Annotated in this window: 19 protein-coding genes; 3 read left to right on the top strand and 16 right to left on the bottom strand. The window is 75.3% G+C overall.

Going from position 1 to position 24,186, the window contains the following annotated elements:
* Positions 1 to 4: 4 nt before the first annotated feature.
* The 6 genes from PUR71_RS21895 to eccB form a co-directional block, all read right to left on the bottom strand.
* Positions 5 to 1,249, bottom strand: coding sequence for a hypothetical protein (locus PUR71_RS21895; RefSeq protein WP_329928769.1), 1,245 nt, complete (start codon positions 1,247 to 1,249; stop codon positions 5 to 7).
* Positions 1,250 to 1,303: 54 nt separating this feature from the next.
* A complete protein-coding gene (locus PUR71_RS21900; protein WP_329928770.1) occupies positions 1,304 to 1,846 on the bottom strand; it encodes a SigE family RNA polymerase sigma factor in 543 nt (180 codons plus the stop codon).
* A gap of 111 nt (positions 1,847 to 1,957) precedes the next feature.
* A complete protein-coding gene (gene mycP / locus PUR71_RS21905) occupies positions 1,958 to 3,187 on the bottom strand; it encodes a type VII secretion-associated serine protease mycosin (RefSeq protein WP_329928771.1) in 1,230 nt (409 codons plus the stop codon).
* 104 nt (positions 3,188 to 3,291) lie between these two features.
* Positions 3,292 to 3,582: a WXG100 family type VII secretion target gene (locus PUR71_RS21910; protein WP_329928772.1), complete on the bottom strand. Its 291-nt coding sequence runs from the start codon at positions 3,580 to 3,582 to the stop codon at positions 3,292 to 3,294.
* Between the two features lie 86 nt (positions 3,583 to 3,668).
* Positions 3,669 to 3,974: a WXG100 family type VII secretion target gene (locus tag PUR71_RS21915; protein ID WP_329928773.1), complete on the bottom strand. Its 306-nt coding sequence runs from the start codon at positions 3,972 to 3,974 to the stop codon at positions 3,669 to 3,671.
* A 190-nt stretch (positions 3,975 to 4,164) separates the two neighbouring features.
* A complete protein-coding gene (gene eccB / locus PUR71_RS21920; protein ID WP_329928774.1) occupies positions 4,165 to 5,841 on the bottom strand; it encodes a type VII secretion protein EccB in 1,677 nt (558 codons plus the stop codon).
* Between the two features lie 190 nt (positions 5,842 to 6,031).
* Here eccB and eccE point away from each other — a divergent pair, with 190 nt between their 5' ends.
* The 3 genes from eccE to PUR71_RS21935 all read left to right on the top strand — a co-directional run bounded on the left by eccE (position 6,032) and on the right by PUR71_RS21935 (position 10,360).
* Complete coding sequence (gene eccE / locus PUR71_RS21925; RefSeq protein ID WP_329928775.1) at positions 6,032 to 7,336, top strand: type VII secretion protein EccE; 1,305 nt, start codon at positions 6,032 to 6,034, stop codon at positions 7,334 to 7,336.
* The gene (locus PUR71_RS21930) at positions 7,336 to 8,103 is read left to right on the top strand and encodes a hypothetical protein (RefSeq protein ID WP_329928776.1); all 768 of its coding nucleotides are present in this window, start codon (positions 7,336 to 7,338) and stop codon (positions 8,101 to 8,103) included. Before eccE ends, PUR71_RS21930 begins: the two co-directional genes overlap by 1 nt.
* A gap of 118 nt (positions 8,104 to 8,221) precedes the next feature.
* A complete protein-coding gene (locus tag PUR71_RS21935; RefSeq protein WP_443077521.1) occupies positions 8,222 to 10,360 on the top strand; it encodes a MinD/ParA family ATP-binding protein in 2,139 nt (712 codons plus the stop codon).
* Positions 10,361 to 10,471: 111 nt separating this feature from the next.
* Here the strand turns inward: PUR71_RS21935 and PUR71_RS21940 are convergent, their stop codons facing one another.
* From PUR71_RS21940 to rimP, 10 genes are all read right to left on the bottom strand, one after another.
* Positions 10,472 to 11,416, bottom strand: coding sequence for a bifunctional riboflavin kinase/FAD synthetase (locus PUR71_RS21940; RefSeq protein ID WP_329928777.1), 945 nt, complete (start codon positions 11,414 to 11,416; stop codon positions 10,472 to 10,474).
* Between the two features lie 65 nt (positions 11,417 to 11,481).
* Entirely contained in the window at positions 11,482 to 15,111 is a 3,630-nt protein-coding gene (locus PUR71_RS21945; RefSeq protein WP_329928778.1) for a serine protease, read from the bottom strand.
* 169 nt (positions 15,112 to 15,280) lie between these two features.
* A complete protein-coding gene (gene truB / locus PUR71_RS21950) occupies positions 15,281 to 16,186 on the bottom strand; it encodes a tRNA pseudouridine(55) synthase TruB (protein ID WP_329928779.1) in 906 nt (301 codons plus the stop codon).
* Between the two features lie 50 nt (positions 16,187 to 16,236).
* The gene (locus PUR71_RS21955) at positions 16,237 to 17,385 is read right to left on the bottom strand and encodes a DHH family phosphoesterase (RefSeq protein WP_329928780.1); all 1,149 of its coding nucleotides are present in this window, start codon (positions 17,383 to 17,385) and stop codon (positions 16,237 to 16,239) included.
* A 2-nt stretch (positions 17,386 to 17,387) separates the two neighbouring features.
* On the bottom strand, positions 17,388 to 17,831 hold the full coding sequence (rbfA, locus tag PUR71_RS21960; RefSeq protein ID WP_329928781.1) for a 30S ribosome-binding factor RbfA: 444 nt from the start codon (positions 17,829 to 17,831) through the stop codon (positions 17,388 to 17,390).
* Between the two features lie 153 nt (positions 17,832 to 17,984).
* The gene (locus PUR71_RS21965) at positions 17,985 to 18,281 is read right to left on the bottom strand and encodes a DUF503 domain-containing protein (protein ID WP_153460710.1); all 297 of its coding nucleotides are present in this window, start codon (positions 18,279 to 18,281) and stop codon (positions 17,985 to 17,987) included.
* Positions 18,282 to 18,431: 150 nt separating this feature from the next.
* Positions 18,432 to 21,551 carry a translation initiation factor IF-2 gene (gene infB, locus PUR71_RS21970; RefSeq protein ID WP_329928782.1) on the bottom strand — a complete coding sequence of 1,040 codons (3,120 nt, stop codon included), beginning with the start codon at positions 21,549 to 21,551 and terminating at the stop codon, positions 18,432 to 18,434.
* Positions 21,552 to 21,765: 214 nt separating this feature from the next.
* Positions 21,766 to 22,011, bottom strand: a complete 246-nt coding sequence (locus PUR71_RS21975) for a YlxR family protein (protein ID WP_329928783.1) — start codon at positions 22,009 to 22,011, stop codon at positions 21,766 to 21,768.
* 127 nt (positions 22,012 to 22,138) lie between these two features.
* Positions 22,139 to 23,140 carry a transcription termination factor NusA gene (gene nusA, locus PUR71_RS21980; protein WP_329928784.1) on the bottom strand — a complete coding sequence of 334 codons (1,002 nt, stop codon included), beginning with the start codon at positions 23,138 to 23,140 and terminating at the stop codon, positions 22,139 to 22,141.
* 54 nt (positions 23,141 to 23,194) lie between these two features.
* Positions 23,195 to 23,713: a ribosome maturation factor RimP gene (gene rimP / locus PUR71_RS21985; protein WP_329928785.1), complete on the bottom strand. Its 519-nt coding sequence runs from the start codon at positions 23,711 to 23,713 to the stop codon at positions 23,195 to 23,197.
* Between the last annotated feature and the right edge of the window lie 473 nt (positions 23,714 to 24,186).

Genomic DNA, 24,186 nt, shown 5'->3' on the forward strand with positions numbered 1-24,186 from the left:
GCCCCTACTTCTTGACCTTCCACTCCGGGCTCGCCGCGATCGCCTTCAGCTGGTCGAGGCTGAGCAGCGCCGTGCCGGTCGGCCCCTGGGAAGCCGTCACCCGGACACCGTCCGGCCGGAGGATGTCCGCCGCCAGGGGGCCCTTCGGCGCGGAGGTACCAGGGCCGCGCAGAAGGAGCTTGGTCCCGTCGGGAAGAACGGTCGCGTCCTTGAAGATCTCCCCCGTCGGGTCGCCCTCCTGCAGAACCAGCTTCTGGACCCGCAGCATCAGCGAACCGGTGGAGCCGCCCTGGCTCAGCCGGATGTCGGCGACGACGTCGGTCCCACTGACCTGGGTCATGGTCACCCCGGCGGGGAGCAGCCCGGCCAGAATCGTCTTGCGCTGCGACAACGGGAGACCGACCTCCGACGACTCGGGGTCGATGCCGTTGTAGCGGACCGCCGCGACGGCCTTGTCCCAGACCTTGTCGGTGACGATCGCCTTCGCCTGCTCCAGGGTGATCGGCGGGTTGGGGCGGCTGTCGGGCGCGCCCTTCTCCTGTGCGGCGTTCCACTCGTTGAAGGAGACCTGGCCGCCGTCCGGGCGGCTCACCGTCGCCCACCACTCCTTGGTCGTGGCGCGGTGGTCCGGGTACTCGTAGCCCTGGGAGAGCATGAGCGTGGAGCCGTCCGCCAGCGTGGTGACGCTGCAGGAGTCCAGGTTGGCGAGCTTGAGGTCCGTCGGGCAGGTGCGCTGCTGCTCCTGGCCCTTGTAGAACTTCTGGACCGAGACGCTCATCAGAGACTTGCCCTGGCCGTCGTCGAAGACCAGCTGGGCGTACGGGGTCGTGCTCTTCTCGGTGCCCTCGCCCTTGGCGTCCGTCACCTCGCCCTTGGGCAGCAGCGACTGGAACGCGGCCAGCATCTCCTTGTCGGTGACGGGGGCGGCCGGCGCCGCCGCCTTCGTCGCCGTCGGGGTGGCGGCCGGGGTCGCGGTGGCGGGCGCGGTGCCCGTCGCCGGGGCGGCCGCGGCCTCGGCCGGGGCAGCCGAGGAGCCGCCGGTAGCGCCGGACAGGTAGAACGCGCCGGTGGCGACCAGCGCCAGCGCGGCCGCGCCGCTCACCACGGCGGCGGCGGACCGCCGGCGCCAGCGGCGGCGGCCGAGGTCCAGGCCGCCGGCCGCCAGGTCCGCGCGTTCGGAGCGGAAGGCCTCGCCGGTGCGGCTCATCGCGTAGAGCAGATCGTCCTCGAACGTGTCCGGTTCGGACATGGTTGATCACCGTCTCTTCGGTTCGGATGTCGTCGGTCGGGCGTCGAACGGGACTCAGCGGGCGGCCAGTTCGGCCAGGGAGTCGCCGAGCAGGGTGCGCAGCCGGGCCAGCGCCCGGGTCGTGCGGGTGCGGACCGCGCCGGAGGAGGCGCGCAGCGCCTCGGCGGTCTCCTCGACGCTGCGGTCCTCCCAGTAACGCAGGACCAGCACCGCCCGGTCCTTGGCCGGCATCCGGCCGAGCGCGTCGAGGAGGGTCAGCCGCAGCGTGCTGTCGGCCTCCCGGCCCTCGGGCTCGGGCAGGTGGCCGGTGGGGCGCTCGGTGCTGGAGCGGCGGCGCTGCTGGGCCAGGAAGATCCGCACCATGACGGTGTGGACGTAGGCCGCCGGGTTGTCGATCCGGTGCCGTCCACCCGTCCAGGCGCTGCGCCGCCACAGGACGTACATCCGGCCGAGGGCCTCCTGCACGAGGTCCTCGGCGTGGTGGGTGTCGCCGCTGGTCAGCAGGCAGGCCGAGCGGTACAGGTGGCCGGTCCGGCTGGACACGAGCTCCAGGAACTCCGCGTCCTTGGCCTCCCGGCCCGCACCGATCCGCCTCATCTGCGCTGTCCCCCATGGCTCGTGGTCGCCGACACCTCTTGGATGCGGCGGCCGGCGCGGGATGTTACAGCCGGGCGGGGACGGACTTCGGGCGCAGGCGCCGCCGGCCGGTCAGGCGGGGGTGCGGCGCCGGTGGTCGCGCAGCACGACGCCGCCGCCGATCAGCAGCGCGACGAGCAGCGCGCCCGCGCCGAGCAGGTAGGTCGCGGTGCGGCGGTCGCGGTCGGCCCGGGTCTCGCCGAGGCCGGCCGGGCGGGGCACGATCGGGGCGGCGGCCAGGCGCACGGGTGCGTCCGGCGTGGCCTGCACGGGCGGATCGGCCGGGGCCCTGGTGACGGCACGGACCGGGTCCACCACGCCCCAGCCGATGAAGCGGTTCGGGCCGTGCTCGGTGCGCTGGGCGGTCTGCTCGATCCAGGCCCGCACCTGGGCGGCGCTCCAGTCCGGGTGGGCGCCGATCAGCAGCGCGGCCAGCCCTGAGACGTACGGGGCGGCGAAGCTGGTGCCGCTGTCGGTGCACTGGCCGCCGCCCGGGACGGTGGAGAGCACGCCGACGCCGGGCGCGGCGACCTTCACGAAATCGCCGTACTGGGAGAAGGAGGCGCGCTCGTTGTTGCGGTCGGAGGCGCCGACGGCCAGGACGGTGGGGAAGGCTCCGGGGTAGGTGTCGCCCTCCCGGCCGTCGTTGCCGGTGGAGGCGACCACCACGGCGCGGTTCGCCTCGGCGTACTCGACTGCGGCCTTCAGCTCGGCGTAGCCGGTGAAGCCGGTGGTGCCCGCGCCACGGACGTCCTGCGAGATGTTGACGACCCGGGCCCCGTCACGGACCGCCAGGGTGACGGCGGCGGCGAGGGTGGCGACGTCGCCGTTGCCCGCGCTGTCGTTCTGGCGGATCGACAGGAGCTTCGCGCCGGGGGCGAGCCCGACGAAACCGGTCCGGTCGGAGCGGGCGGCGGCGATGATGCCCGCCACCTTCGTGCCGTGGCCGACCGGGTCGTCCTTGCCCCCGCCCTCGACCCGCTTGCCGCTCTCCCGGTCGACCAGCAGGCTGCCGCCATCCGTGACCTTGCCGGCCAGCTGCGGGTTGCGGTCGTCCACACCGGTGTCGACGACCGCGACGGTGACGCCCGCGCCGGTCGTGCGGCCGTGCTGCCACAGCTCGTCGAGCAGCAGCCGCTGGAGCGCCCACGGCACGACCTGCACGTCCGGCGCGGGGGACGGGCAGTCGCCGGCGGCGGCCACGCCGGGGCCGTCGGCGCGCGCCGGGGCGGCCGCCGCACCGGCCAGCACCGCGAACGCGGCCAGGGCCGCGGCCGTCCTGCGGTACCCCCGTCCGGACACCCTGCCTCCCCTCACCTCGTCCGGTTCGCCCCCGCGCGCCGGGGGCGGGCACCCGGGATCCGGCACCCGCCCCACGCGTGCGTCCCTCCCGCCGGGAGGAGCGGTCAGGTCCAGGCGTTGGTGTTCTTGGCCTCGGTGGCGCGGTAGCTCTGCGCGGCGGACTCCAGCGAGGCCGCGATCTGCGCGCAGGCCTGCTGGAGGTCGGCGGCCTTGGCGTCCCACTTCGCCTGGTGGGCCCGGTAGCCCTGCTGGGCCGCGCCCTCCCAGCTCGCGGAGATCTTGGTGACGCCCTGCTTGAGCTCCTCCAGCAGGTGGTTGATCTGGGCGGCAGAGGCCTTGACCTGCTCGGCGGCGCCGTGGATGGTGTCGAAGTTGACGAGGATCCGGTCGGTCACGATGTCTCCCAATCGAGGATGCGGGCAGTTCGCCGTGCGGTGCGGTGATCGGTGTCCGGGCCGACGGGCGGGCCCGGGGACGGCGATCAGCTCCGGGCGCCGCCGAACTGCTGCTGTTGCTGGGCCTCGGTCTCCGCGTAGTACTTGGTCGTCAGCTCGATCGCGTCCTTGATCGCCTTCAGCGACCCGTTGAGGGCGTCGATGTCCTCGTTGAACCGGTGCTGGAGCGCCTTGTAGGCCTCGGCGGCCTGGCCTCCCCAGCCGACACCGACGTGCTCCACCGTGTTGTTGAGCTTGGTGCGCTCCTGGCCGATCTGGCCGATGACCTCCTCGATGTGCTTGGCGAAAGCCTGCATCTCCTGCGCGGTCATCGTGAACTGGTTAGCGCTCATGCTCCACCGTCCCCCAACAGACAGACACTCCATGACCGTCGGGGCGTCCGACCCGACGGGTCATCACCCCTGTGATGTCCAGGAGCACTGTAGTCGGCATACGCAACTCACCCAACTCCGAACGCAGAGTAGTCGCCGGACCGTGACAGCGGCCCGCCGGGCCCGCAACTCCCCCTGGGCACAAGGCCGGTCAGGCGTTCTGCTGCTGCGCCGCGCTCCTCGCGCTGAGCGGCGGGCCGGCCGGCACCAGGTCCGACCACTCGCGGGGGACCGGCAGCGGCTGGACGCCCTGGTAGCCGAGGCGCGCCTGGTTGCCGCCGGGCTCGTCGGGCTGCTGCGGTTGCTGCGTCTGGTCCGGCGCGGCCGTACGCGACGGGGGCGAGGGCGTCTTGGCGGCGCCGCCCTGGCCCGGCCGGGCGCCCGCCGGCGCCGACGGGGCCCGGCCGCCGTCACCGTTGGCGGGCACCGAGTAGCGCAGGCCCGTCTCGGTGATCAGGAAGTCGGTGCCGGAGCCGCCGGCGCCGTTGTCCATCGCGCGGTAGAACAGCCCGTGGCCGGGCGTCACGTAGGCGGCGCCCGCGCCGTTGTCGTACTGCGCCGGGTACTCCGGGCCCGCCCACATGCTGCGCTTCGGCGTGCGGCCGTCCTCGGCGACGCCGTCGAAGGTGCTGCACACGACGGTGCGCGCGTCCTGGCGCTCCTGCCGGTCGTTCACCGGTGCGCCGGACTTGAGCGGCCAGTCGCCGTCCCCGGCGTCGGGCAGCGGGGTGGCCGTGCCGAAGCTCGCGTGGTCGGACGGGGTCATCTCGTCGTTGCGGGGCTGCTTGTCCGGGTCGTACGTGTAGAGCATCTGGTAGGCCGGGTTCTGCCGGATCAGCTCGGCCTGGAACGGCGTCACCAGGAACAGCCGGTCCCGGCCGACGACGTAGTTGCGGTCCCGGTAGTGCACCAGCCGGCCGATCCGGCGGTCGGCCTGGTTCTGCAGCGCCACCGTCGAGTTGGCGCCCTGGGTGTCCGTGGCCCCGTCGACCTGCGGGAAGACGACGGCGCTGCCCGGCAGCAGGGTGTCCAGCCACTCGCGCTTGACCGGCTGCGGCACCGCGTTCGGGCCGAAGACCGCGGTGATCAGCGACTTCCGCTCGCGGTCGTCCGCCTGCGGGGAGCCGATCCGGTGCCGGCGGCCCTGCGCGTCGACCAGGTAGGTCCCCGCGTCCGCCGGCCCCGCCCCGGCCGCGGCGGTGACCTGCTGGTCCGCCGCCTGCTGGACCAACAGCAACTGGTCCGGTCCGAGCACCCGGCCCTTGGCGCCCAGCGCCGCCGCGTCCGCGCCCGCCGCCACGAACAGCGCCTGGTCGACGGTCTCCTGCTTCGCGTCCGAGCCCGGGCGGTCGCACACCGACCACTTCATCGCCCGGCTCACGTTCTCCTTGCCGGGCAGCTTGTCCGGGGCGTACGGGATGCCGATCGTCGGACCGTGGTTCGGGTAGCGGTCGAGCACGTCGTCGTCGACGACCACCACCTTCGCGCCGACCGGCAGCACCAGCCGGGCCGAGGACATGTTGAGCACCTGGTGCAGGCGCTTCGTCCGCCCGTCCGGGTCCGTCAGCACCACGTACCGGGTGGTCGACCGCTTGCCCTGGACGACGTTCTGCCCGTCGTCCCAGTGCAGCGGGGCGCTCGGCCGGAAGACGCCCCACACCCCGAACCCGGCCACCACGACCGCCCCGACGACCAGACTCGGCAGGACCGCCCGCAGCGGACGCGGCGCGTCCTCGTCGCCGCCCACGCCGCCCGGCAGCAGGAAGGCGCCCACCATCCGCCTGCGGGCGAAGGTGTACGCGTTCAGCTCGTCCCGCCGCGATGCCATCCTCGTCGTCTCCCCGTGTCCGACCGGCCCTGCCCCCGTGTCCGCCGTCGCGGGCGAGAACGCGCTCGAACCCTCTACGATGCGGCAGCGGACGATGAGTACCGTACGGGCACGGTCCGTGAACGAGCCAGCGGGCCGGTCGATCGCGCAGTGATCGAGCAACGATCGAGCAGTGGGGGTCAGCCGGGGGATGCCAAGCCAGACCGCTCCGGGACGACGCGGCACGGCACCGGGCGGGCGGCCGCCGGCCGCGGTCCGCGTCCACCCGCCGTCCGCACTGCCCGGCGGCCGCCGGACGATCCGTCACCTCGTGCTGGTCGAAGCCGCCCTGGCGCTCGCGGCGATCGGCTGGACGCTCGGCCGCACGGCCACCGCCGTGCTCGGCGCGCTCGGCCTCGCCCTGGTCCTGGCCGGCCTCGTCCCGCTGCGCGGCCGGACCCTCCCGGAACTCCTCCTGGCCCGATCGGCCCTCACGTCCCGCCTGAAAGTCGCCAGTTCGACCCTGCCCCCGGCGGACGCCGACCCGACGCTCGCCCCCGTGCTGGAACTCGAACCGGCCCTGCGCACGTACACCCACGCCACCGAGGCCGACTTCGGCGGACGGACGGTGCGCCGCGAGACCGGCATGGCCGGCGACGGCACCTTCCTCGGCTCGGTGCTGCTGGTCCAGTCCAGGGACCGTCCACTGCGCCCGGCGCGCGGCGACCGGCCGCTGCCGCTGGACGTCCTCGGCTCGGCGCTGAAGGTCGACGACATCACCCTGGAGTCCGTCCAGGTGGTGCAGTTCACCCAGCCCGCCCCCGCCCCGCACCTGCCCGAGGAGTCGCTCGCCGCCCGCGCCCACCGCGAGCTGCCCGGCGGATCCACCACCCCCGGGCTGCGGCTCACCTGGGTGGCCCTCAAGCTCGACCCGGAGCGCGCCGCGGCCGCCGTCCGGGCCCGCGGCGGCGGCGAGGAGGGCGCCCGCAGGGCGCTCCAACGCGTGACCGACCAGCTCGCCGGACGGCTCGAAGGCGCCGGGTTCCGCGCGACGGTGCTGGACGAGCGCGAGCTGATCGCCGCCCTCGCCACCGCCGCGTGCGCCAACCCGCTCGCGGCGGCCGGCCTCCGGGGCAGCGGCGGCACCGGCGCCACCCGCCGGACCCGGGAGGGCCGCCGGCACTGGCGGATCGACGACCGATGGCACTGCACCTACTGGATCTCCCGCTGGCCCCGCTTCGGTCACCCCGGCGGGCCGTCCCTGCCCGAGCTGGTCGACCTTCTCACCGGCGCCCCCGCGCCGGCCGGCACCCTCAGCCTCGCCCTCGGGCACGGCGGCGGCTCCGTCACCCTCGCCGGACACCTGCGGGTGACCGGACGCAACGAGGGCGAGCTCGCCACCACCTGCCGCGAGGTGGAGTCCCGCGCCCGGGAGGCCGGCCTCGGCCTGAGCCGGCTCGACCTGGAACAGGCGCCCGGCGTCCTGGCCACCCTGCCGCTCGGAGGAACCGCCTGATGACCGCCCACCCGGCCCGCCCGCGCCCCGCCACGGCGCAGTCCCGCCCCCGGCCGCGGATCCTGCCCGGCTTCGGCCTCCGCGGCCCCCGCCGGGACAAGCACGTGCTGGCCGCCGCCGACCTGGGCGCACTGGCCCTGCCCGTCGGCGACGACGGCGTGCCGATCGGCGTGGACGTCCAGGGCCGGCCCGCGGTGCTGGGGCTCTTCCGGCCCGGCGCCCACGACCTGGTGCTCGTCGGCGGCCTGTGGACGGCCCAGCTGATCGCGCTGCGGGCCGCCTCGACCGGCGCGCGCGTCGCGGTGGAGACCGCCCGCCCCCGGGCCTGGAGCGCGCTCGCGCAGGCCGCGGGCGGCGGGCAGCCCTGCGTGACCGTCCACCAGGCCGGCCGGCTCGGCCCGCAGGGCGCGTCCGTCGGCTCGCCGGTGCTGGTGGTGCGCGACCTCACCGCTCGCCCGCCGCGCAGCCGGCTGTCCGCCGCGCCCTGGCAGACCACGCTGACGGTGCTGCCCTGGCTCCTCCCGGAGGCCACCCGGCTGGTCGGCGCCGCCGACCTCGTCGGAGTGCAGCGGGTCCAGCCGGAGGAGGCGGGGATCCTGCGGCGCACGCTGGCGCTGCCGCCGGAGGACGTCGCCGCGCTGCCCGCCCTCGGCGACGACCTGACGCTCTGGACCACCCGGATGCACCGTCAGTACGTTCGGGCCGTGCCCGGGCAGGCGGAGCTGCAGCTCCTGGGCGTGCCGCGCCGGGTGGATCCGGCCGCCTGAGCGGTGCGGCCGACCGGCCGGGATCGGAGTCCGCCTACAACGACGTCGGCCGTACGGCCTAGTCTTGAGGCGGCAACGGCACCGCTGAACAAGCGGCGGCGAACACGAGGGAGCCCTAGTGAGCAGCGATCGGGACGGCGTCTACGTCGGCCACAACGCGGCGGAGGACGACGACGACTGGTCCGACGCCCCCGACTACACTCCCCCGTCCTGGTACGTGCGGACGGACGGCGCGGCGGCCCCGGCCGAGACGGCGGCCCAGGGCGCCCCGGCTCCGGAGGCCCCTGGCCCGGCCCAGCCCTCCGCCCCGGCCCCGGCCGTCGTGCCGCCGCCGGCACCGGCTCCGGCCCCGCTCTCCTTCTCCGCCCCGGCCAACTCCGCCCCGGCGAGCTCCGCCCCGGCGAACGCGCCCGCACCTGCCCACGCGCCCGCGCCCGTCGCCGAGCAGCCGCCCGCACCCGCCCCGGTCCCGGTGGCCGCGCCCGAGCCGGCGCCCGCCGCGGCCGAGGCCCCGCACGCCGCGTTCCCGCCGCCGGCCCCGGTCCCGCACCAGCAGCCGCCGGCCGTCGACCCGGGCTGGCCCCCGGCGGCCCCGGTCCCGCACCAGCAGCCGGGCCCGGCCGCGCAGCAGCCGTACGCGGACCCGCAGGCCGCCGTGCCGCCGGTGCAGCCCGGCCCGCCGGCCCCGCCGCCGTCGTTCGCGCAGCCGCCCGCCGCCCCGCAGGACCCGCAGGCCGCCGCGTGGGCCGCCCAGCAGGCCGCGGCCCAAGCGCAGCCGCAGCAGCCCGCCCAGCCCCAGCCCGCGCCGGCGCAGCCGCAGCCCGCCCCGCCGACCGCGCCGGTCGACCCGCGCCAGGGCGGCTGGCCGCAGCCCGCCGCCTACCAGCAGCCCGCCCCGGCGGCCCAGCCCGGCCCCGGGCAGCCCTGGCCGCAGCAGGCCGGCGCCCCGCAGCAGGCCGCGCACGGCGCCCCGCTCGGCTACACGGCCGCCGTCGAGCTGTCCTCGGACCGCCTTCTGCGCAGCCAGCCCAAGCAGCAGCGCCAGCAGCCGCGGTTCCAGTTCGGCGGCAAGGCCGCGGCGGCCGAGAAGAGCCGCAAGCTGGAGATCATCCGCACGCCGGTGATGAGCTGCTACAAGATCGCCGTGATCAGCCTCAAGGGCGGCGTCGGCAAGACCACGACCACCACCGCGCTCGGCGCGACGCTGGCCAGCGAGCGCCAGGACAAGGTGATCGCGATCGACGCCAACCCGGACGCCGGCACCCTCGGCCGCCGGGTCAAGCGCCAGACCGGCGCGACCATCCGCGACCTGGTGACGGCCATCCCGCACCTGCGCAGCTACATGGACATCCGTCAGTTCACCTCGCAGGACCTGCACTCGGGCCTGGAGATCCTGGCGAACGACGTCGACCCGGCCGTCTCGACCACCTTCAACGACTCGGACTACCGCCAGGTCATCGACGTGCTGGGCCGCCAGTACCCGATCATCCTGACCGACTCCGGCACCGGTCTGCTGTACAGCGCGATGCGCGGGGTGCTCGACCTGGCCGACCAGCTGATCATCGTCTCCACCCCCAGCGTGGACGGCGCCTCCAGCGCCTCCACCACGCTCGACTGGCTCTCCGCGCACGGCTACGCGGACCTCGTCCAGCGCAGCATCACGGTGGTCTCCGGGGTGCGCGAGACCGCCAAGCTGATCAAGGTCGAGGACATCGTGGCGCACTTCCGCACGCGCTGCCGCGGCGTCATCGTGGTGCCGTTCGACGAGAGCCTGGCGGCCGGCGCCGAGGTCGACCTCGACATGATGCGTCCCAAGGTCCGCGAGGCGTACTTCGAACTCGCGACCCTGGTCGGCGAGGACATCATCCGCGCCCAGCAGGCCGCCCAGCAGCAGGGCGGCTGGCAGCAACAGACCCAGCAGCAGGCGCCTCAGCAGCCGTACGCGCAGCAGCAGCCCGGTCAGCCGCAGCCCTACCAGGCCACCGGCCAGCCGTTCCCGGCCGCCCAGCCGGCGCCGGGCGCGCCGTGGGCGCCGCAGCCCGGCCAGAGCCCGCCGCCGGGGAGCTACGGCTACCCGCAGCCGGGCCAGACCCCGCCCCCCGCCGGGTACGGCTACCCCCAGCCCCACCCCGGCGGCGCCCAGCCGCCCGCGCCGCAGTGGCCCCAGCCGGCCGCCCCGCACCCGGCCCCGCCCGCCGAGCCGGACGGGTACCAGCCGCCCCCCGGCTACGGCTACCCGCCGCAGCCCCCGCAGTGACGCCGAAGGGCCCGCCGACAGGTCGGCGGGCCCTTCGCACAGGCCGGATGCTTCGCGGCAGGCCGGCCCCTCGCCCGGGCGAGGACCTTCGCGCGGGCCGGGCGGCGCGACTCAGACGCCGTCGGTCAGCTCACGGGCCTGCTTGACGTCGTCGGCCATGCGGTCGAGCAGCGCCTCGATCGAGTCGAACTTCTCCATCCCGCGCAGGTAGGCCAGGAAGTCGACGGCCACGTGCAGCCCGTACAGGTCCAGGCCGACCCGGTCGATGGCGTACGCCTCGACGGTGCGCGCGGTGCCGTCGAAGGTCGGATTGGTGCCCACCGAGATCGCGGCCGGCATCCGCTCGCCATCGGCGGTCAGCCAGCCCGCGTACACGCCGTCGGCCGGGATCGCGCTGTGCGCCACCGTCTCCACGTTGGCGGTCGGGTAGCCGAGCTCGCGGCCGCGCTGCGCCCCGCGCACCACGACGCCCTCGACCCGGTGCGGCCGGCCGAGCACCTCGCCGGCCCCGGCCATGTCGCCCGTCTCGACCAGACGGCGGGTCAGCGTGGACGAGAACGGCTCGCCCGCGCCGGCCGTGCCGCTCACCTGGAGGTCGACCACCTCGACGTCGAACCCGGCCGCCCGGCCCAGCTCGGTGAGCAGCGCCACGTCACCGGCGGCCCGGTGCCCGAAGCGGAAGTTGGGGCCCTCGATGACGACGCGCGCGTGCAGCGCGTCCACCAGCACCTGCCGGACGAACGTCTCCGGCGACTCCTGCGACAGCTCCGGGGTGAACGGCAGCACCAGCACGGCGTCCACGCCGAGGCCCTCGATCAGCTCGGCGCGCCGGGCCTGCGGGGCGAGCAGCGCGGGGTGGCTGCCCGGGCGGATGACCTCGCGCGGGTGCGGGTCGAACGTGACGACGACGGACGGGACCCCGAGCTCGCGGGCCCGCTCGACCGCCCGTCCGATGATCAGCTGATGCCCGCGGTGCACCCCGTCGAACGAGCCGATGGTGACGACGCTGCGTCCCCAGTCACCGGGGATCTCCTCCAGGCCACGCCAGCGCTGCACCCTGACCGCTCCTTGTTCCGTACGGCGCGTACCTTCTGTACGCTCAAACGCTCAAACCCGAACCCCTATAGCGTGCCATGCGCCTGCCCCTGCTCAGGCACCGGAATGCGGGTTGAGCGCACCACACGTTCGAACGGCGAGCGCTCGGCCTCCGCGGCGGCGTACTGAGGGTCCCGCCCGGCCGTCACCAGGGCCCGCATCCGGGCCAGCCGGGGGCCGTCCGGCGGGGTCGGGGCGGCGTCCCGCGGCCACTGCGCCAGCAGCTGGGCGAACGCCGCCGACCGGCCGGCGCAGCGCACCAGCAGGTCGTCCGCGGCCGGCAGCCCCGGGACCGTCCGGGCCAGCACCGCACGGGCGCGGGCCGGCTTCTCGGCCGCGCAGTGGTCCGCCAGCCGCTCGACGGCGGCGGTCAGCACCGCCGGGTCGTTCTCGGCGGCGAGCAGGGTGTCGAGCAGCTCGCAGCGCAGCGCGTCGGCGGCCGGATCGGCCACCGGCGCCGACAGCACCTCGGCGAACGGCCGCCGGACGGCCGCCGCCCGCGCGGCCAGCGCCCCGCCCAGCAGCAGCCGCAGCTCCAGCCGGGCGGCCGGCCCGGCGACGGCGGCGCGCTCCAGCCGGCGGCCCAGGTAGTCGGCGGCGACCGGCCCGGCCAGCTCGGGCCGCTCCCGCAGCAGCCGGGCGACCAGCTCGGCACCCCGCCGGGTGGCCACCGGGGCACCGGCGTCGGCGAGCACCCGCAGGGTCGCGGCGACCGGCGCGTGCGGCCCGGCCAGCCGGTCGGCGAGCGCGGCCAGGACGGGCTCCGGGTCGCTCTCCAGGGCCGGGGCCAGCGCCCGCGGGGTCAGGAACGCGTCGGTGCCCGCCCGGTGGAGCTCCAGCGCGGCCGGGAGGTGCTCGGCCCGGCACCGCGGATCGCCGACCAGCAGGGCCAGCGCGGCGCCGTGCAGCGCGGGTTCGTCCTCGCGGGCGAGCAGGCTCAGCGCGGTGTACCGCAGCAGTTCGGGCCCGGCCCCGGACGCGTGCGGGGCGACGCGCAGCGCGTGCACGGCGGCGGCGACGTGCCGCTCGGGCCGCCGGTCGTGGCTCCAGCGGTCCACCGCGCGGCACAGCGCCGACGGCTCCTCGGCGGCGAGCACGGTCAGCAGCGCGTCCGCCCCGGGGTGGGCGGCGTCGGCCAGCGCGTCGGCCAGGTCGTCCAGGGCGAGCCTGCGGTGGGCGTGGAGCAGGTCGTGGGTGAGATCGGCCACGCTGCGACGGCCCGTGCTCCCGGGGGCGCCCGGCAGTCCGCGCCGGTCGTCGAACCACGCGCAGAGCAGCGGGATCACGGCGGCCGGGTTGGCGCGCAGCCGCCCGGCGACCGCCGCGAGGAACGGCTGCCCGCGGCCGTCCGCGACCACCAGGCGCCGCAGCAGGGCGAGTTCGTCCTCGAGGGGCAGCCCGAGCCCGGTCCAGAACTCCGGACCGAACCGGCCCAGGCCGTCCGCCGGGAGCGCGTCGAACCCGCCGTCCTGCTCGGCGCGTTCGGCGATCCGCCCGGCCAACTGCTCCAGCAGCGCGCGGTGTTCGGCGACGTCCGGGCTGGCCACCAGCCCCGCCGCGAGCAACCGGCCCGCCCACCAGGCGGGTTCGCCACCCGGCGGGCGCAGGTCCAGCGCCCGCCACAGCCGGTGCAGCCACGGGTCGAGGGCCGGCGCGCCCCACGTCTCGCCCACCCGGCGCAGCGCCGCCGCCACCGGGCCGATCCGGTGCCGGGCCACCACGCGCGCCCCGACCGCCGGGCGGACGCCCTCGTCCTCCCCGAGCAGCAGCCGCAGCGCCGCGTCCAGGTCGAGGTGCAGTCCCTGCAGCCAGTCCGCGAACTCCCCGTGCGCGAACCGGACCCCGGGCCCGGCCTGCACGAACAGGCCCTCCGCGAGCACCGCCCCCGCCCAGCCGCCCGCGACCGGGAACAGTTCCTCGAATCCGGCCCGGCCCAGCCCGCCCTGGTCCGCGCCGAGCATCCGCCGGGCCGCCTCGTGCACCCGCCCGGCCACCGCCGACGCCAGCCGTCGCACCCGCCCGGCGGACGGCCCGGACGGGCGCACCGCGCCCTTGCGGTGCGCCCCCGGGCGACGCGCGCGGGCCTCGTCGGCCGGCCACAGCGCCAGTTGCTGCGCCACCCGCAGGCAGCGCAGGTCGAGGTACGCGCCGAACAGCTCGCCCCGGTCCGCGGGCTCCCCCAGCAGCTCCAGTGCCCACAGCTCGCCGGCCAGCCGCACCGCCAGCGGGTGCCGCGCGTCGACGGCGCCCGGCCGGGCCGGCGGCAGCCCGTACCGGCGCCGGACGCGCTCGGCCGCCTCGGCCGGCAGCGGCCCGAGGTGCTGCACGGCGAGGCTGGGCGGCGCCGGGCGGCGCACCCGTACGGTCGGGGCGCTGGCCAGGTCGCCGCTCGCGGCCTCCTCCTGCCGCTCGTCGGGGTGCCGGTGGCCGCCGGGGTCCTCGCCGTCGCCCGGCTCGCTCCACTCCCCCGCGGCCGGGGGCGCCCAGCTCTCCTCCCCGCACGCCGTCAGCAGCCGGGCCCCGCAGCCCGTCAGCCACTCCCCCGCCGCCCGCAGCCAGGCCGCGCCCGGCGCCACGGGGGCCTCCTCCGGACCGTCCAGGACGACCAGCAGCGGCCGCCCCGCCGCCGCGCACAGGGCCGCGACGGGCTCCGGCGCGGGCGCGGCGACGCCCAGGTCGGCCGCCGCCGCGGCCAGGGCCCGCTCCAGCGGCTCGGCGAGCGAACGGTCCTCGGCCCGCAGGTCCGCGCCGCGCAGCCAGAGGGTGGGCAACGGGCGGGACCCGTCGGAGCGGCGCACCGCGAGGGCGGCGAGCTCGGTGCTGCGGCCGCTGCCCGGCGCGCCGACGAGGACGGTGACGGTGGCCGCCGGCGCGTCCCCGGCGAGGCCGTCCGGCCGGTCCACCCGGTCGGCGGCGAGCCCGGCCACCCGGCCGGGACCGGCGCCGGCCGAACCCAGCTGGACGCCGGCCAGCCGCAGCACCCCGGCGAGGTTGAGCGCGGGCCCGTACGCGGGCACCGCCGCCGCGTTGCGCGCCGTCAGCCCGGCCAGCTCCGGCGCGGGCGCCACCCCGCCGGCGGCCGGCACGGCCGGCAGTGCGCCGCCGTGCCACGGCCCGCCCAGCGCGGGCGCGGCGAGCCCGATCACCGCGCCGCTGCGGGCGTCCAGCACCGGCGCCCCGGCCGGTACGGCGACGCCCCCGATGACGGGGACGTCGAGCAGCAGCACCCCGCGCAGCAGGTGGACGCGGTCCGGCGCCGCGTACCCGGCGCCCGTCACCCCGAGCACGCCGCAGCGCAGCCCCACCACGCGTCCGTCCTCGCCCGCCAGCGCGGGCAGCAGCACCTCGCACCCGGCCCCCGCGGCGGCGACCGACAGCGGCGGCACCGGCAGCCCGCCGACCGCGTCGGTGCGCAGCAGCGCCAGCCCGTGCTCCGGCAGGGGCAGCACGCTGTCCGGGCCGAGCACCCGGGTCTGCCCGCCGGGGGTGTGCAGCACCACCCGGTCCAGGCCCGCGACGCACTCGTGGGAGGTCAGCACGGTGCCCTGCGGGTCGGCGACGAACCCTAAGCCGTGCAGCCGCCCGTTGAGGTCGCGGATCCGCAGCAGGTGCCGCCCCGGATCGCCCGCCGTGTCGCCGTCCAGGAATCCCGGCATGCGCCTGTCCTCCCCCGTGAAACCGTCCCTCGTCCGACGCCGGAGACCTGCCCCTCACGGGGACGGCCCGACCGCCCGCGCGCCGCTCACCACCGGCGTTCACCTCGCGCGCCCCCAGGAACGAATGAACCCCCGCCGGAAAGCGGGGGTTCAATTCGGGAGGTGGACGTCAGCCGACGAACACCGCCACGGGCTTCGCCTGCCCGCCCTGCTCCTCGACCAGCGCGAGGAAGCGGCCGTCCGGCCCGAACACGGCGATCGGCCCGTCCACGCCCATCCCGGGCGCCTTGAGCCGGGCGCCGTGCGAGAGCTTCTCGGCCTGCGGGGCGTCGAGGTCCCAGCGCGGGAAGGCGGCGGCCGCCGCCTCCGAGATCGGCAGCACCTCCAGCTTCTCCTCCAACTGCTCCAGGGTCCGCGCCGACTCCACCGAGTACGGCCCCACCTTGGTGCGCCGCAGCGCGGTCAGGTGCCCGCCGACGCCGAGCCCGGCGCCGAGGTCCCGGGCCAGCGCCCGGATGTAGGTGCCGGAGGAGCACTCGACGGTCACGTCCAGGTCGATCACCGGCGTGCCGTCCTCGGCGACCGCCGCGCGCTGGGCGTGCACGGTGAAGGAGTGGATCGTCGTCGGCCGGGCCGCGAGCTCGAACTCCTCGCCCTCGCGCACGCGCGCGTACGACCGCTTGCCGTCGATCTTGATCGCGCTGACCTTGGACGGCACCTGCATGATCTCGCCGGTCAGCGCCGCGATCCCGGTGTCGATCGCCGCCCGCTCGACCCCGTCCGCCGGGGTGGAGGAGGTGACCTCGCCCTCCCGGTCGTCGGTGACGGTGGTCTGACCGAGGCGGATCGTCGCCTCGTACGTCTTGGCGGTGAGCATCAGGTGGCCGAGCAGCCGGGTGGCCCGCTCGACCCCGATCACCAGCACGCCGGTGGCCATCGGGTCGAGCGTGCCGGCGTGGCCGACCTTCCGCGTCCCGGTCAGCCACCGCAACTTGGCGACCACCCCGTGCGAGGTGATGCCCTCCGGCTTGTCGACGATCACCAGGCCGTCCGGGCCGGTGCCTTTGCGCTTCATCGTGATCTTTCTCTAAAACAACGGTCACAGCATGATCACACGCAGGACGGTCAGCGCATCGGCCGCAGTGCGTCCCGGAACCGCCCGACCACGTCGGCCACGTCCGCCCGGGCGCTGAACCCGGCCGCGTAGACGTGCCCGCCGCCGCCGAGTTCGGCGCAGGCCGCGGCGACGTCCACGGCGCCTTTCGAGCGCGAGGAGCCGCGCAGCGTCCCGTCCGGGTCCTGCTTGAGCACCAGCGCCACCTCGGCCTCGGCCGGGCGGCGCAGGATGTCGATGAGCCCCTCGATCTCCTCGATCGTGACGCTGAACAGCACCAGGTCCTGGTAGGGCACCCAGGTCCACACCAGTCCCAGTCCGCCCGCGGCGTCCGGCTCGTAGACCGCCCGGTCGAGGGCGCCCGCGAGCACCTTGAGGTAGCCGAAGGAGGAGGTGTCCCACAGCTGCCGGGAGATCAGGTCGTGCCGGATGCCGGTGGCCAGCAGCCGCCCGGCGAGCTCGTGGGTGGCGGGCGTGGTGGCCCGGTACTTGAACGAGCCGGTGTCGGTGGCGACCCCGGTGTAGAGGCAGGTGGCCAGGTCCTGGTCCAGCTCGACGCCGAGCCGCCGCAGCAGCTCGTCGACCAGCACGGCGGTGGCCGGCGCGGTCGGGTCGATCAACTGGTGCGTGCCGAAGCCCGGGTTGGAGGCGTGGTGGTCCAGGACCACCAGCACGGGCGCGGCGAAGGCCTTGTCGTGCAGCAGGCCGAGCCGGCTCTCGGCGGCCACGTCGAAACAGAGCACCAGCTCGGGGGTGTCCGGCACCTCGGCGGCCGGCACGATCAGCTCCTGGCCGGGCAGGAAGGCGAGCGACTCGGGCACCACCTGGGGGTCGTCGCCGAAGGAGACCCGCACCTCGTGACCGAGCCCGCGCAGCGCCAACCCCGCCGCCAGGGCGGAGCCCAGGGCGTCGCCGTCCGGGCAGATGTGGCAGATCACGTCGATCGTGCCGGCCCGCCCGATCTCGGCCACCACGGCCTGCCAGACCAGCTCGAAGCCGCTCTCCTCGGCCCGCGGCCCGGGGAGCACCGGGCCCTGGGGCGCGGAGCCCGGGAGCGCCGACCCCGCAAGCACCGCGAGGGCACCCTCCACCGCACTGGTGGAGGACGCCCCCGTGGTCGAACCGGCCGCCGAACCGGCCTGCGCCGGCTCACCCGTCATGACTACTCGTCCTCGTCGTCACGCTCGGACGCCGGGACCTTGTAGGGGTCCGCGTCGCCGGCGTAGACCGCGCCCGCGGCCTGCGTGCGCACGGCCGCGTCGGAGGAGCGGGCCCGGTCGAGCAGGTCGTCGATGTTCCGGGCGTTCTCCGGCAGCGCGTCCGCGACGAAGGTCAGCGACGGGGTGAAGCGCACCCCGGTCTGCTTGCCGACCTCCGAGCGGAGCACGCCCTTGGCGCTCTCCAGCGCGGCCGCGGTGGCCTCGCGCTCGGTCTCGTCACCGAAGACGGTGTAGAAGACGGTGGCCTCGCGCAGGTCGCCGGTCACCCGGGTGTCGGTGATGGTCACGAACCCGAGCCTCGGGTCCTTGATCCGCCGCTCCAGGGTCTGGGCGACGACCACCTGGATGCGGTCGGCGAGCTTGCGCGCCCTTGCGGTGTCGGTCACGTTGCCTCCTCGTGCAATGGGCCCGGTACCCGGGCGAGCTGCCTGCCCGTCGGGGCCCACGCCCCAAAGTACCGGCCCGCGCCCGGCCTTGCGGGCGCTGCGGGTCCTGATCTGTGTGAGAACGGCGACTTCCGCCGGCGCGCTCCACAGGGGTCATTCGTCGTCGTCGTTGTGGTAGCGCCTCCTCGCGGCGAGGAGCTGCACCTCGGGGCGGCCGGCGACCAACCGCTCACAGCTGTCCAGGATCTCGGTGACGTACCCGGCATCGCCGGACACCACCGCCAGACCGATCTCGGCCCGGCGGTGCAGATCCTGGTTCCCGGTCTCGGCAGCGCACACGCTGTACTTGCGCTGCAGTTCGGCCACGATGGGCCGCACGATCGAACGCTTCTCCTTGAGCGAGTGGACGTCGCCCAGCAGCAGGTCGAAGGTGAGTGTTCCCACGAACATGTATGACAGGTCTCGCCGACCTGGAAGGCCTCGGGGGGACGGACCGGACTCGGACCGACGCCGTGTCTGTTGACTACCCGGACCCTACACAGCGAGACCGGGGCCGGTCGACGGAAATACCACCCGTCGACCGGCCCCGGTGACCAGCGACTACGCGCGCGGCTTCTCGCGCATCTCGTAGGTCTCGATGATGTCCTCGACCTTGATGTCGTTGAACGACCCCAGGGTCACACCGGCCTCGAAGCCCTCGCGGACCTCGGTCGCGTCGTCCTTGAAGCGGCGCAGGCCCTCGATCGAGAGGTTCTCCGCCACGACCTTGCCGTCGCGCAGCAGGCGGGCCTTGGCGTTGCGGCGGATGATGCCGTCGCGCACCAGGACACCGGCGATGTTGCCGAACTTGGAGGAGCGGAAGACCTCGCGGATCTCCGCGGCGCCGAGGCGCACCTCCTCGTACTCCGGCTTGAGCATGCCCTTGAGGGCGTTCTCGATCTCCTCGATCGCCTGGTAGATGACCGAGTAGTACCGGACGTCCACGCCTTCCTTCTCGGCCGCAGTGCGCGCACGGCCTTCGGCGCGCACGTTGAAGCCGATGATGATGGCGTCCGAGCCCATCGCCAGGTCCACGTCGGACTCGGTGATGGCACCCACACCGCGGTGCAGGACCCGGAGCTCGACCTCCTCGCCCACGTCCAGCTTGACGAGGGCGTCCTCGAGGGCCTCGACCGAACCGGAGACGTCACCCTTGATGATGAGGTTGAGCTGCTCGATGGAGCCGGCGGCGATGGCCTTGTCCAGGTCCTCCAGGGACACCCGGACCCGACGCTGCGCGAAGGCGGCGTTGCGGTCGCGGGCCGAGCGCTTCTCGGCGATCTGACGGGCGGTGCGGTCCTCGTCGACGACGATGAAGCTGTCGCCGGCGCGGGGCACCGAGGTCAGACCGAGCAGCAGCACCGGACGGGACGGGCCGGCCTCGGAGAGGCTGTTGCCGTTCTCGTCCAGCATCGCGCGGACGCGGCCGTAGGCGTCGCCCACGACGATCGAGTCGCCGACGCGGAGCGTACCGCGCTGGACGAGCACGGTCGCCATGGCGCCGCGGCCCTTGTCCAGGTGCGCCTCGATGGCGATACCCTGCGCGTCCTGCTCGGGGTTGGCCCGCAGGTCCAGCGAGGCGTCCGCGGTCAGGACCACGGCCTCCAGCAGCTGGTCGATGTGCAGGCCCTGGCGGGCGGAGATGTCGACGAACATGGTGTCGCCGCCGTACTCCTCGGCCACCAGGCCGAACTCGGTCAGCTGACCGCGGACCTTGGTCGGGTCGGCGCCCTCGACATCGATCTTGTTGACCGCGACCACGATCGGCACACCGGCGGCCTTGGCGTGGTTGAGCGCCTCGACCGTCTGCGGCATGACACCGTCGTTGGCCGCGACCACCAGGATCGCGATGTCGGTGGACTTGGCACCACGGGCACGCATGGCGGAGAACGCCTCGTGACCCGGGGTGTCGAGGAAGGTGATCGGGCGCTGCTCGCCGTTCACCTCGGTGACGACCTGGTAGGCACCGATGTGCTGGGTGATGCCACCGGCCTCGCCGGCCACCACGTTGGACTTGCGGATCGCGTCCAGCAGGCGGGTCTTACCGTGGTCGACGTGACCCATGACGGTGACGACCGGCGGGCGCGGGGCCAGCTGGTCCTCGTCGCCCTCGTTCGCACCGAAGTCGATGTCGAACGACTCCAGCAGCTCGCGGTCCTCGTCGTCCCGGCTGACGATCTCCAGCTGGAAGCCCATCTCGTCGGCGAGCACCTGCAGCGTCGCGTCGGAGACCGACTGGGTCGCGGTGACCATCTCACCGAGGTTGAACATGACGGAGACGAGCGCGGCCGGGTTGGCGTTGATCTTCTCCGCGAAGTCCATCAGCGAGGCGCCGCTGGACAGGCGAACGGTCTGGCCGTTGCCGCGCGGCAGCATCACACCGCCGACGGACGGGGCCTGCATGGCCTCGTACTCCTGGCGCTTCGCCCGCTTCGACTTGCGGCCACGGGCCGGACGGCCACCGGGGCCACGGCCGAAGGCACCCTGCGTGCCACCACGGGCACCCGGGCCACCGGGACGACCGCCGAAACCACCGGGACGGGCGCCGCCGAAGCCGCCGCCACCGCCACCGGGGGCACCGCCACCGGGACGCGGGCCGCCGAAGCCGCCGCCACCGGCCGGACGCGAGCCCGGACCGGCCGGACGGCCCTGGAAACCGGGACGGGCACCGCCGGGCGCACCCGGACGACCGCCGCCGGGGCCACCCGGACCACGGCCACCGGGGCCGGGACGCGGGCCCGGAGCCGGACGCTGGGGCATCATGCCCGGGTTCGGACGCGGCATGCCGGACGGGGTCGGCCCGCCGGGACGCGGCGCGGCCGGACGCGGCATGCCGTCGGGACGCGGACGGTCCCCACCGGGACGCGGCGCACCGGCGCCGGGGGCACCGGCCGGACGCGGACGGTCACCACCCGGACGGGGGGCACCGGCGCCGGGAGCACCGGCCGGACGCGGACGGTCACCACCCGGACGCGCAGCACCGGCGCCGGGGGCACCGGCCGGACGCGGACGGTCACCACCGGGACGCGGGCGGTCGCCGCCCTGCGCACCCGGGGCACCCGCACGGCCACCCGGCGCGCCGGGACGGCGGTCACCGGGGCGGGCCATGCCGGTGGCGCTGCCCGAGGTGAACGGGTTGTTGCCCGGACGCGGACCGGCCGGACGCGGGCCCGGACGGGCGCCGCCGGAGGCCTGGGCCGCCGGACGCGGGGCCTGGGCGGCCGGACGCGCGGCCTCGCCACCGGCCGGAGCCGGCGAGGAGAACTCGGCCGCGGGAGCGGCCGGGGCCGCCGGAGCGGCGGGACGCGCGGCCGGGCGCGGGCCCGGGGTCGGCGAGCCCGGCTTCGGGGCGGCAGAGGGGGCGGCCGGGGCGGCGGGAGCCGCGGCGGCCGGGGTGGGACGGGGACCAGGGGCCGCGCTGGGGCGCGGTCCCGGGGTCGGGGCACCCGGCTTGGGGGCCCCGGAGGGGGAGGGCGCCGCGGTCTTCCGCGGGCCCGGCTTGGCAGCGCCGCCACCGGTGGGGGCCACACCAAGCGCGTCAGTCAGCTTACGCACGACCGGCGCCTCGATGGTCGAGGACGCCGAACGGACGAACTCACCGAGCTCGGTGAGCTTGGCCATGACGGCCTTGCTCTCCAAACCAAGCTCCTTGGCGAGTTCATAAACCCGGACCTTAGCCACTTCACTCCTGTCTATGAGTCCGGGGTGTCTCGTCCGCCGGACCGTCGCTACTTCATGGGCGTACCCATCGCGTACTCATCGCGTACTCATCGAGTGCTCATCGCAATCTCGACCTACTTCCACATCGCGAGGTACCTGACTGGTGGCACGGCGCGCGGCTGCCCGCCCGTCGTGCTTGTTGCGGTGGTTCTCTGTGGCGGAGGGCCCGGGAGAATCACTCCGGGTTGCCGCCCGCCCGCTCCTCGATGAACCCGCGGAGCCGCTCCGTGTCGAGCACGCCCTGGAGCCGGAAGGCCCGGGGGAACGCCCGGCGGCGGACCGCGAGGTCGAGGCAGGCCGGATCGGGGTGCAGGTGTGCGCCCCGGCCCGGCAGTGCGCCACGGGGATCGGGGACGCAGACGCCCTCGACCGCCGTGACACGCAACAGCTGGTGCTTGGCCGCGCGCTTGCGGCAGCCCACGCAGGTGCGTTCCGGGCGTGCTCGGACATGCGTCCGGCCAGACGAAGGCAAGTCTACCCCTCCGAAGGGACATGGCGCCGCCCCGTCAGTCCCGGAGGACCGGCGGGGACGCACCTTACAACACTGACTACCGCTCCGCGGATTCCCGGCCGGCGTCCTCGGTGTCCGGTCGGATGTCGATCCGCCAGCCGGTCAGACGGGCGGCGAGGCGGGCGTTCTGGCCCTCCTTGCCGATCGCCAGCGACAGCTGGTAGTCCGGCACGATCACCCGGGCGGAGCGCTGGGCGGCGTCGACGATCTCCACGCTGGTCACCCGCGCGGGGGACAGCGCGGCGGCGACCATCTCGCGGGGGTCCTCCGACCAGTCCACGATGTCGATCTTCTCGCCGTGCAGCTCGCCCATCACGGCACGCACACGGGCGCCCATCGGGCCGATGCAGGCGCCCTTGGCGTTCAGCCCGGCGCGGCGCGACCAGACCGCGATCTTGGTGCGGTGGCCGGCCTCGCGGGCGATCGCCGCGATCTCCACGCTGCCGTCCGCGATCTCCGGGACCTCCAGCGCGAACAGCTTCTTCACCAGGCTCGGGTGCGTGCGCGACAGCGTCACCGACGCCCCGCGGACACCGCGGCGCACCGCCACGACGTAGCACTTCAGCCGGGTGCCGTGCCGGTAGTCCTCGCCCGGGACCTGCTCCTGCGGCGGCAGGATGGCCTCCAGCTTGCCGATGTCGACCAGCACGTTCTTCGGGTCGTTGCCCTGCTGGACGACACCGGTGACGATGTCGCCCTCCTTGCCCGCGTACTCGCCGAAGGTCTGGTCGTCGGCGGCGTCGCGCAGGCGCTGCATCATCACCTGGATGCCGATGCTGGACGCGATCCGGCCGAAGCCGTTCGGGGTGTCGTCGAACTCCTTGGGCTCGACGCCCTCGTCCAGCTCCGCCGGGTCCTCCGTCGCCCACACGGTGACGTGCCCGGTCTTGCGGTCCAGGTGCACCCGGGCCCGGCGGCGCGAGCCCTCGGTGCGGTGGTACGCGGTGAGGAGGGCCGACTCGATCGACTCGACCAGCAGGTCGAAGGGGATGTTCTTCTCGTTGACCAGCGTGCGCAGGGCACTCATGTCGATGTCCACGGCTACGCCTCCTCGTCTTTCGTCACGTTCATCATGGTCCGGTGCGTGCGGCCGTCACTGCGCACCGTCGTCCCCCTCGTCGAGGAGCTCGTCGTCCTTGCGGTTGAACTCGACCTGGACGCGCGCCCGGGCCACCTCGGAGTACTCCAGGCGGCGCTCCTTCGGACGGCCGCGGCCCTTCACCGGCTGCACCTCGACCAGCGCGCCGTCCTCGTCCGCCTCCAGCACCCGTGCGACGACCTCCCCGCCGTCGGTCAGGTGGATCTTCGCCAGCCGGCCCTCGGCCCGCTGCCAGTGCCGGGGCAGCACCAGCGGACGCTCGGCACCGGGGGATCCGACCTCCAGCAGGTACGCGCCGTCGCCCATCACGTCCGACCCGTCCAGGGCCTCGCCCACCACGCGGCTGAAGTCGGCGATGGTGTCCATGTCCACGCCGTCGTCGGTGTCGACGTCGATCTGCACCTGGCGCCGGCTGCCGGCCTGGGTGACCCTGACGTCCTCCAGGTCCAGACCCGCCTGTGCGGCCAGCGGCTCCAGCAACGCGCGCAGCCGGTCGTTGGTGGTGGTGCTCATCCGGGTGGACTCCTCGGCCGCGTCTGCTGTTGTCAGAAGGTCGCTCCGCGTCCCGACGGGTCGCGGCAGCTCGGCCCAAAGCCTAGCCGGTGATGCCGCGAACCACCGATTCCGGACCACACCGCCCCGGGCGTCCGCCACCCACTGCGAGCAAGGTCACACCCGCCCCGGGGCCTCCTCCAGCCCCGGATCCGGGCCGAAATCGTGGGGATTCTGTAATCATTCACGCCTACGAGGGCAGGCGGGGAGGCCGTCCTCCCGTACACGCCCCGGAGTGACACATGCAGCCGCCCAGCCGACGGACCTTCCTGGCCCTCGGGCTGCTCCTCACCGCCGCCGCCTGCACCACCGGCCCCGACCAGGGCGCGCCCGCCGAGGCCCGCCGGCCCGACCCGGACGAGCCCCTCCGTCTGCGCGCCGTGACCGCCACCGACGCCCTGCTCGCGGCCTACGACGGCCTGCCGACGGCCCAG

The sequence above is a fragment of the Streptomyces sp. SP17BM10 genome (assembly GCF_036322405.1).
Classification (GTDB): Bacteria; Actinomycetota; Actinomycetes; order Streptomycetales; family Streptomycetaceae; genus Kitasatospora.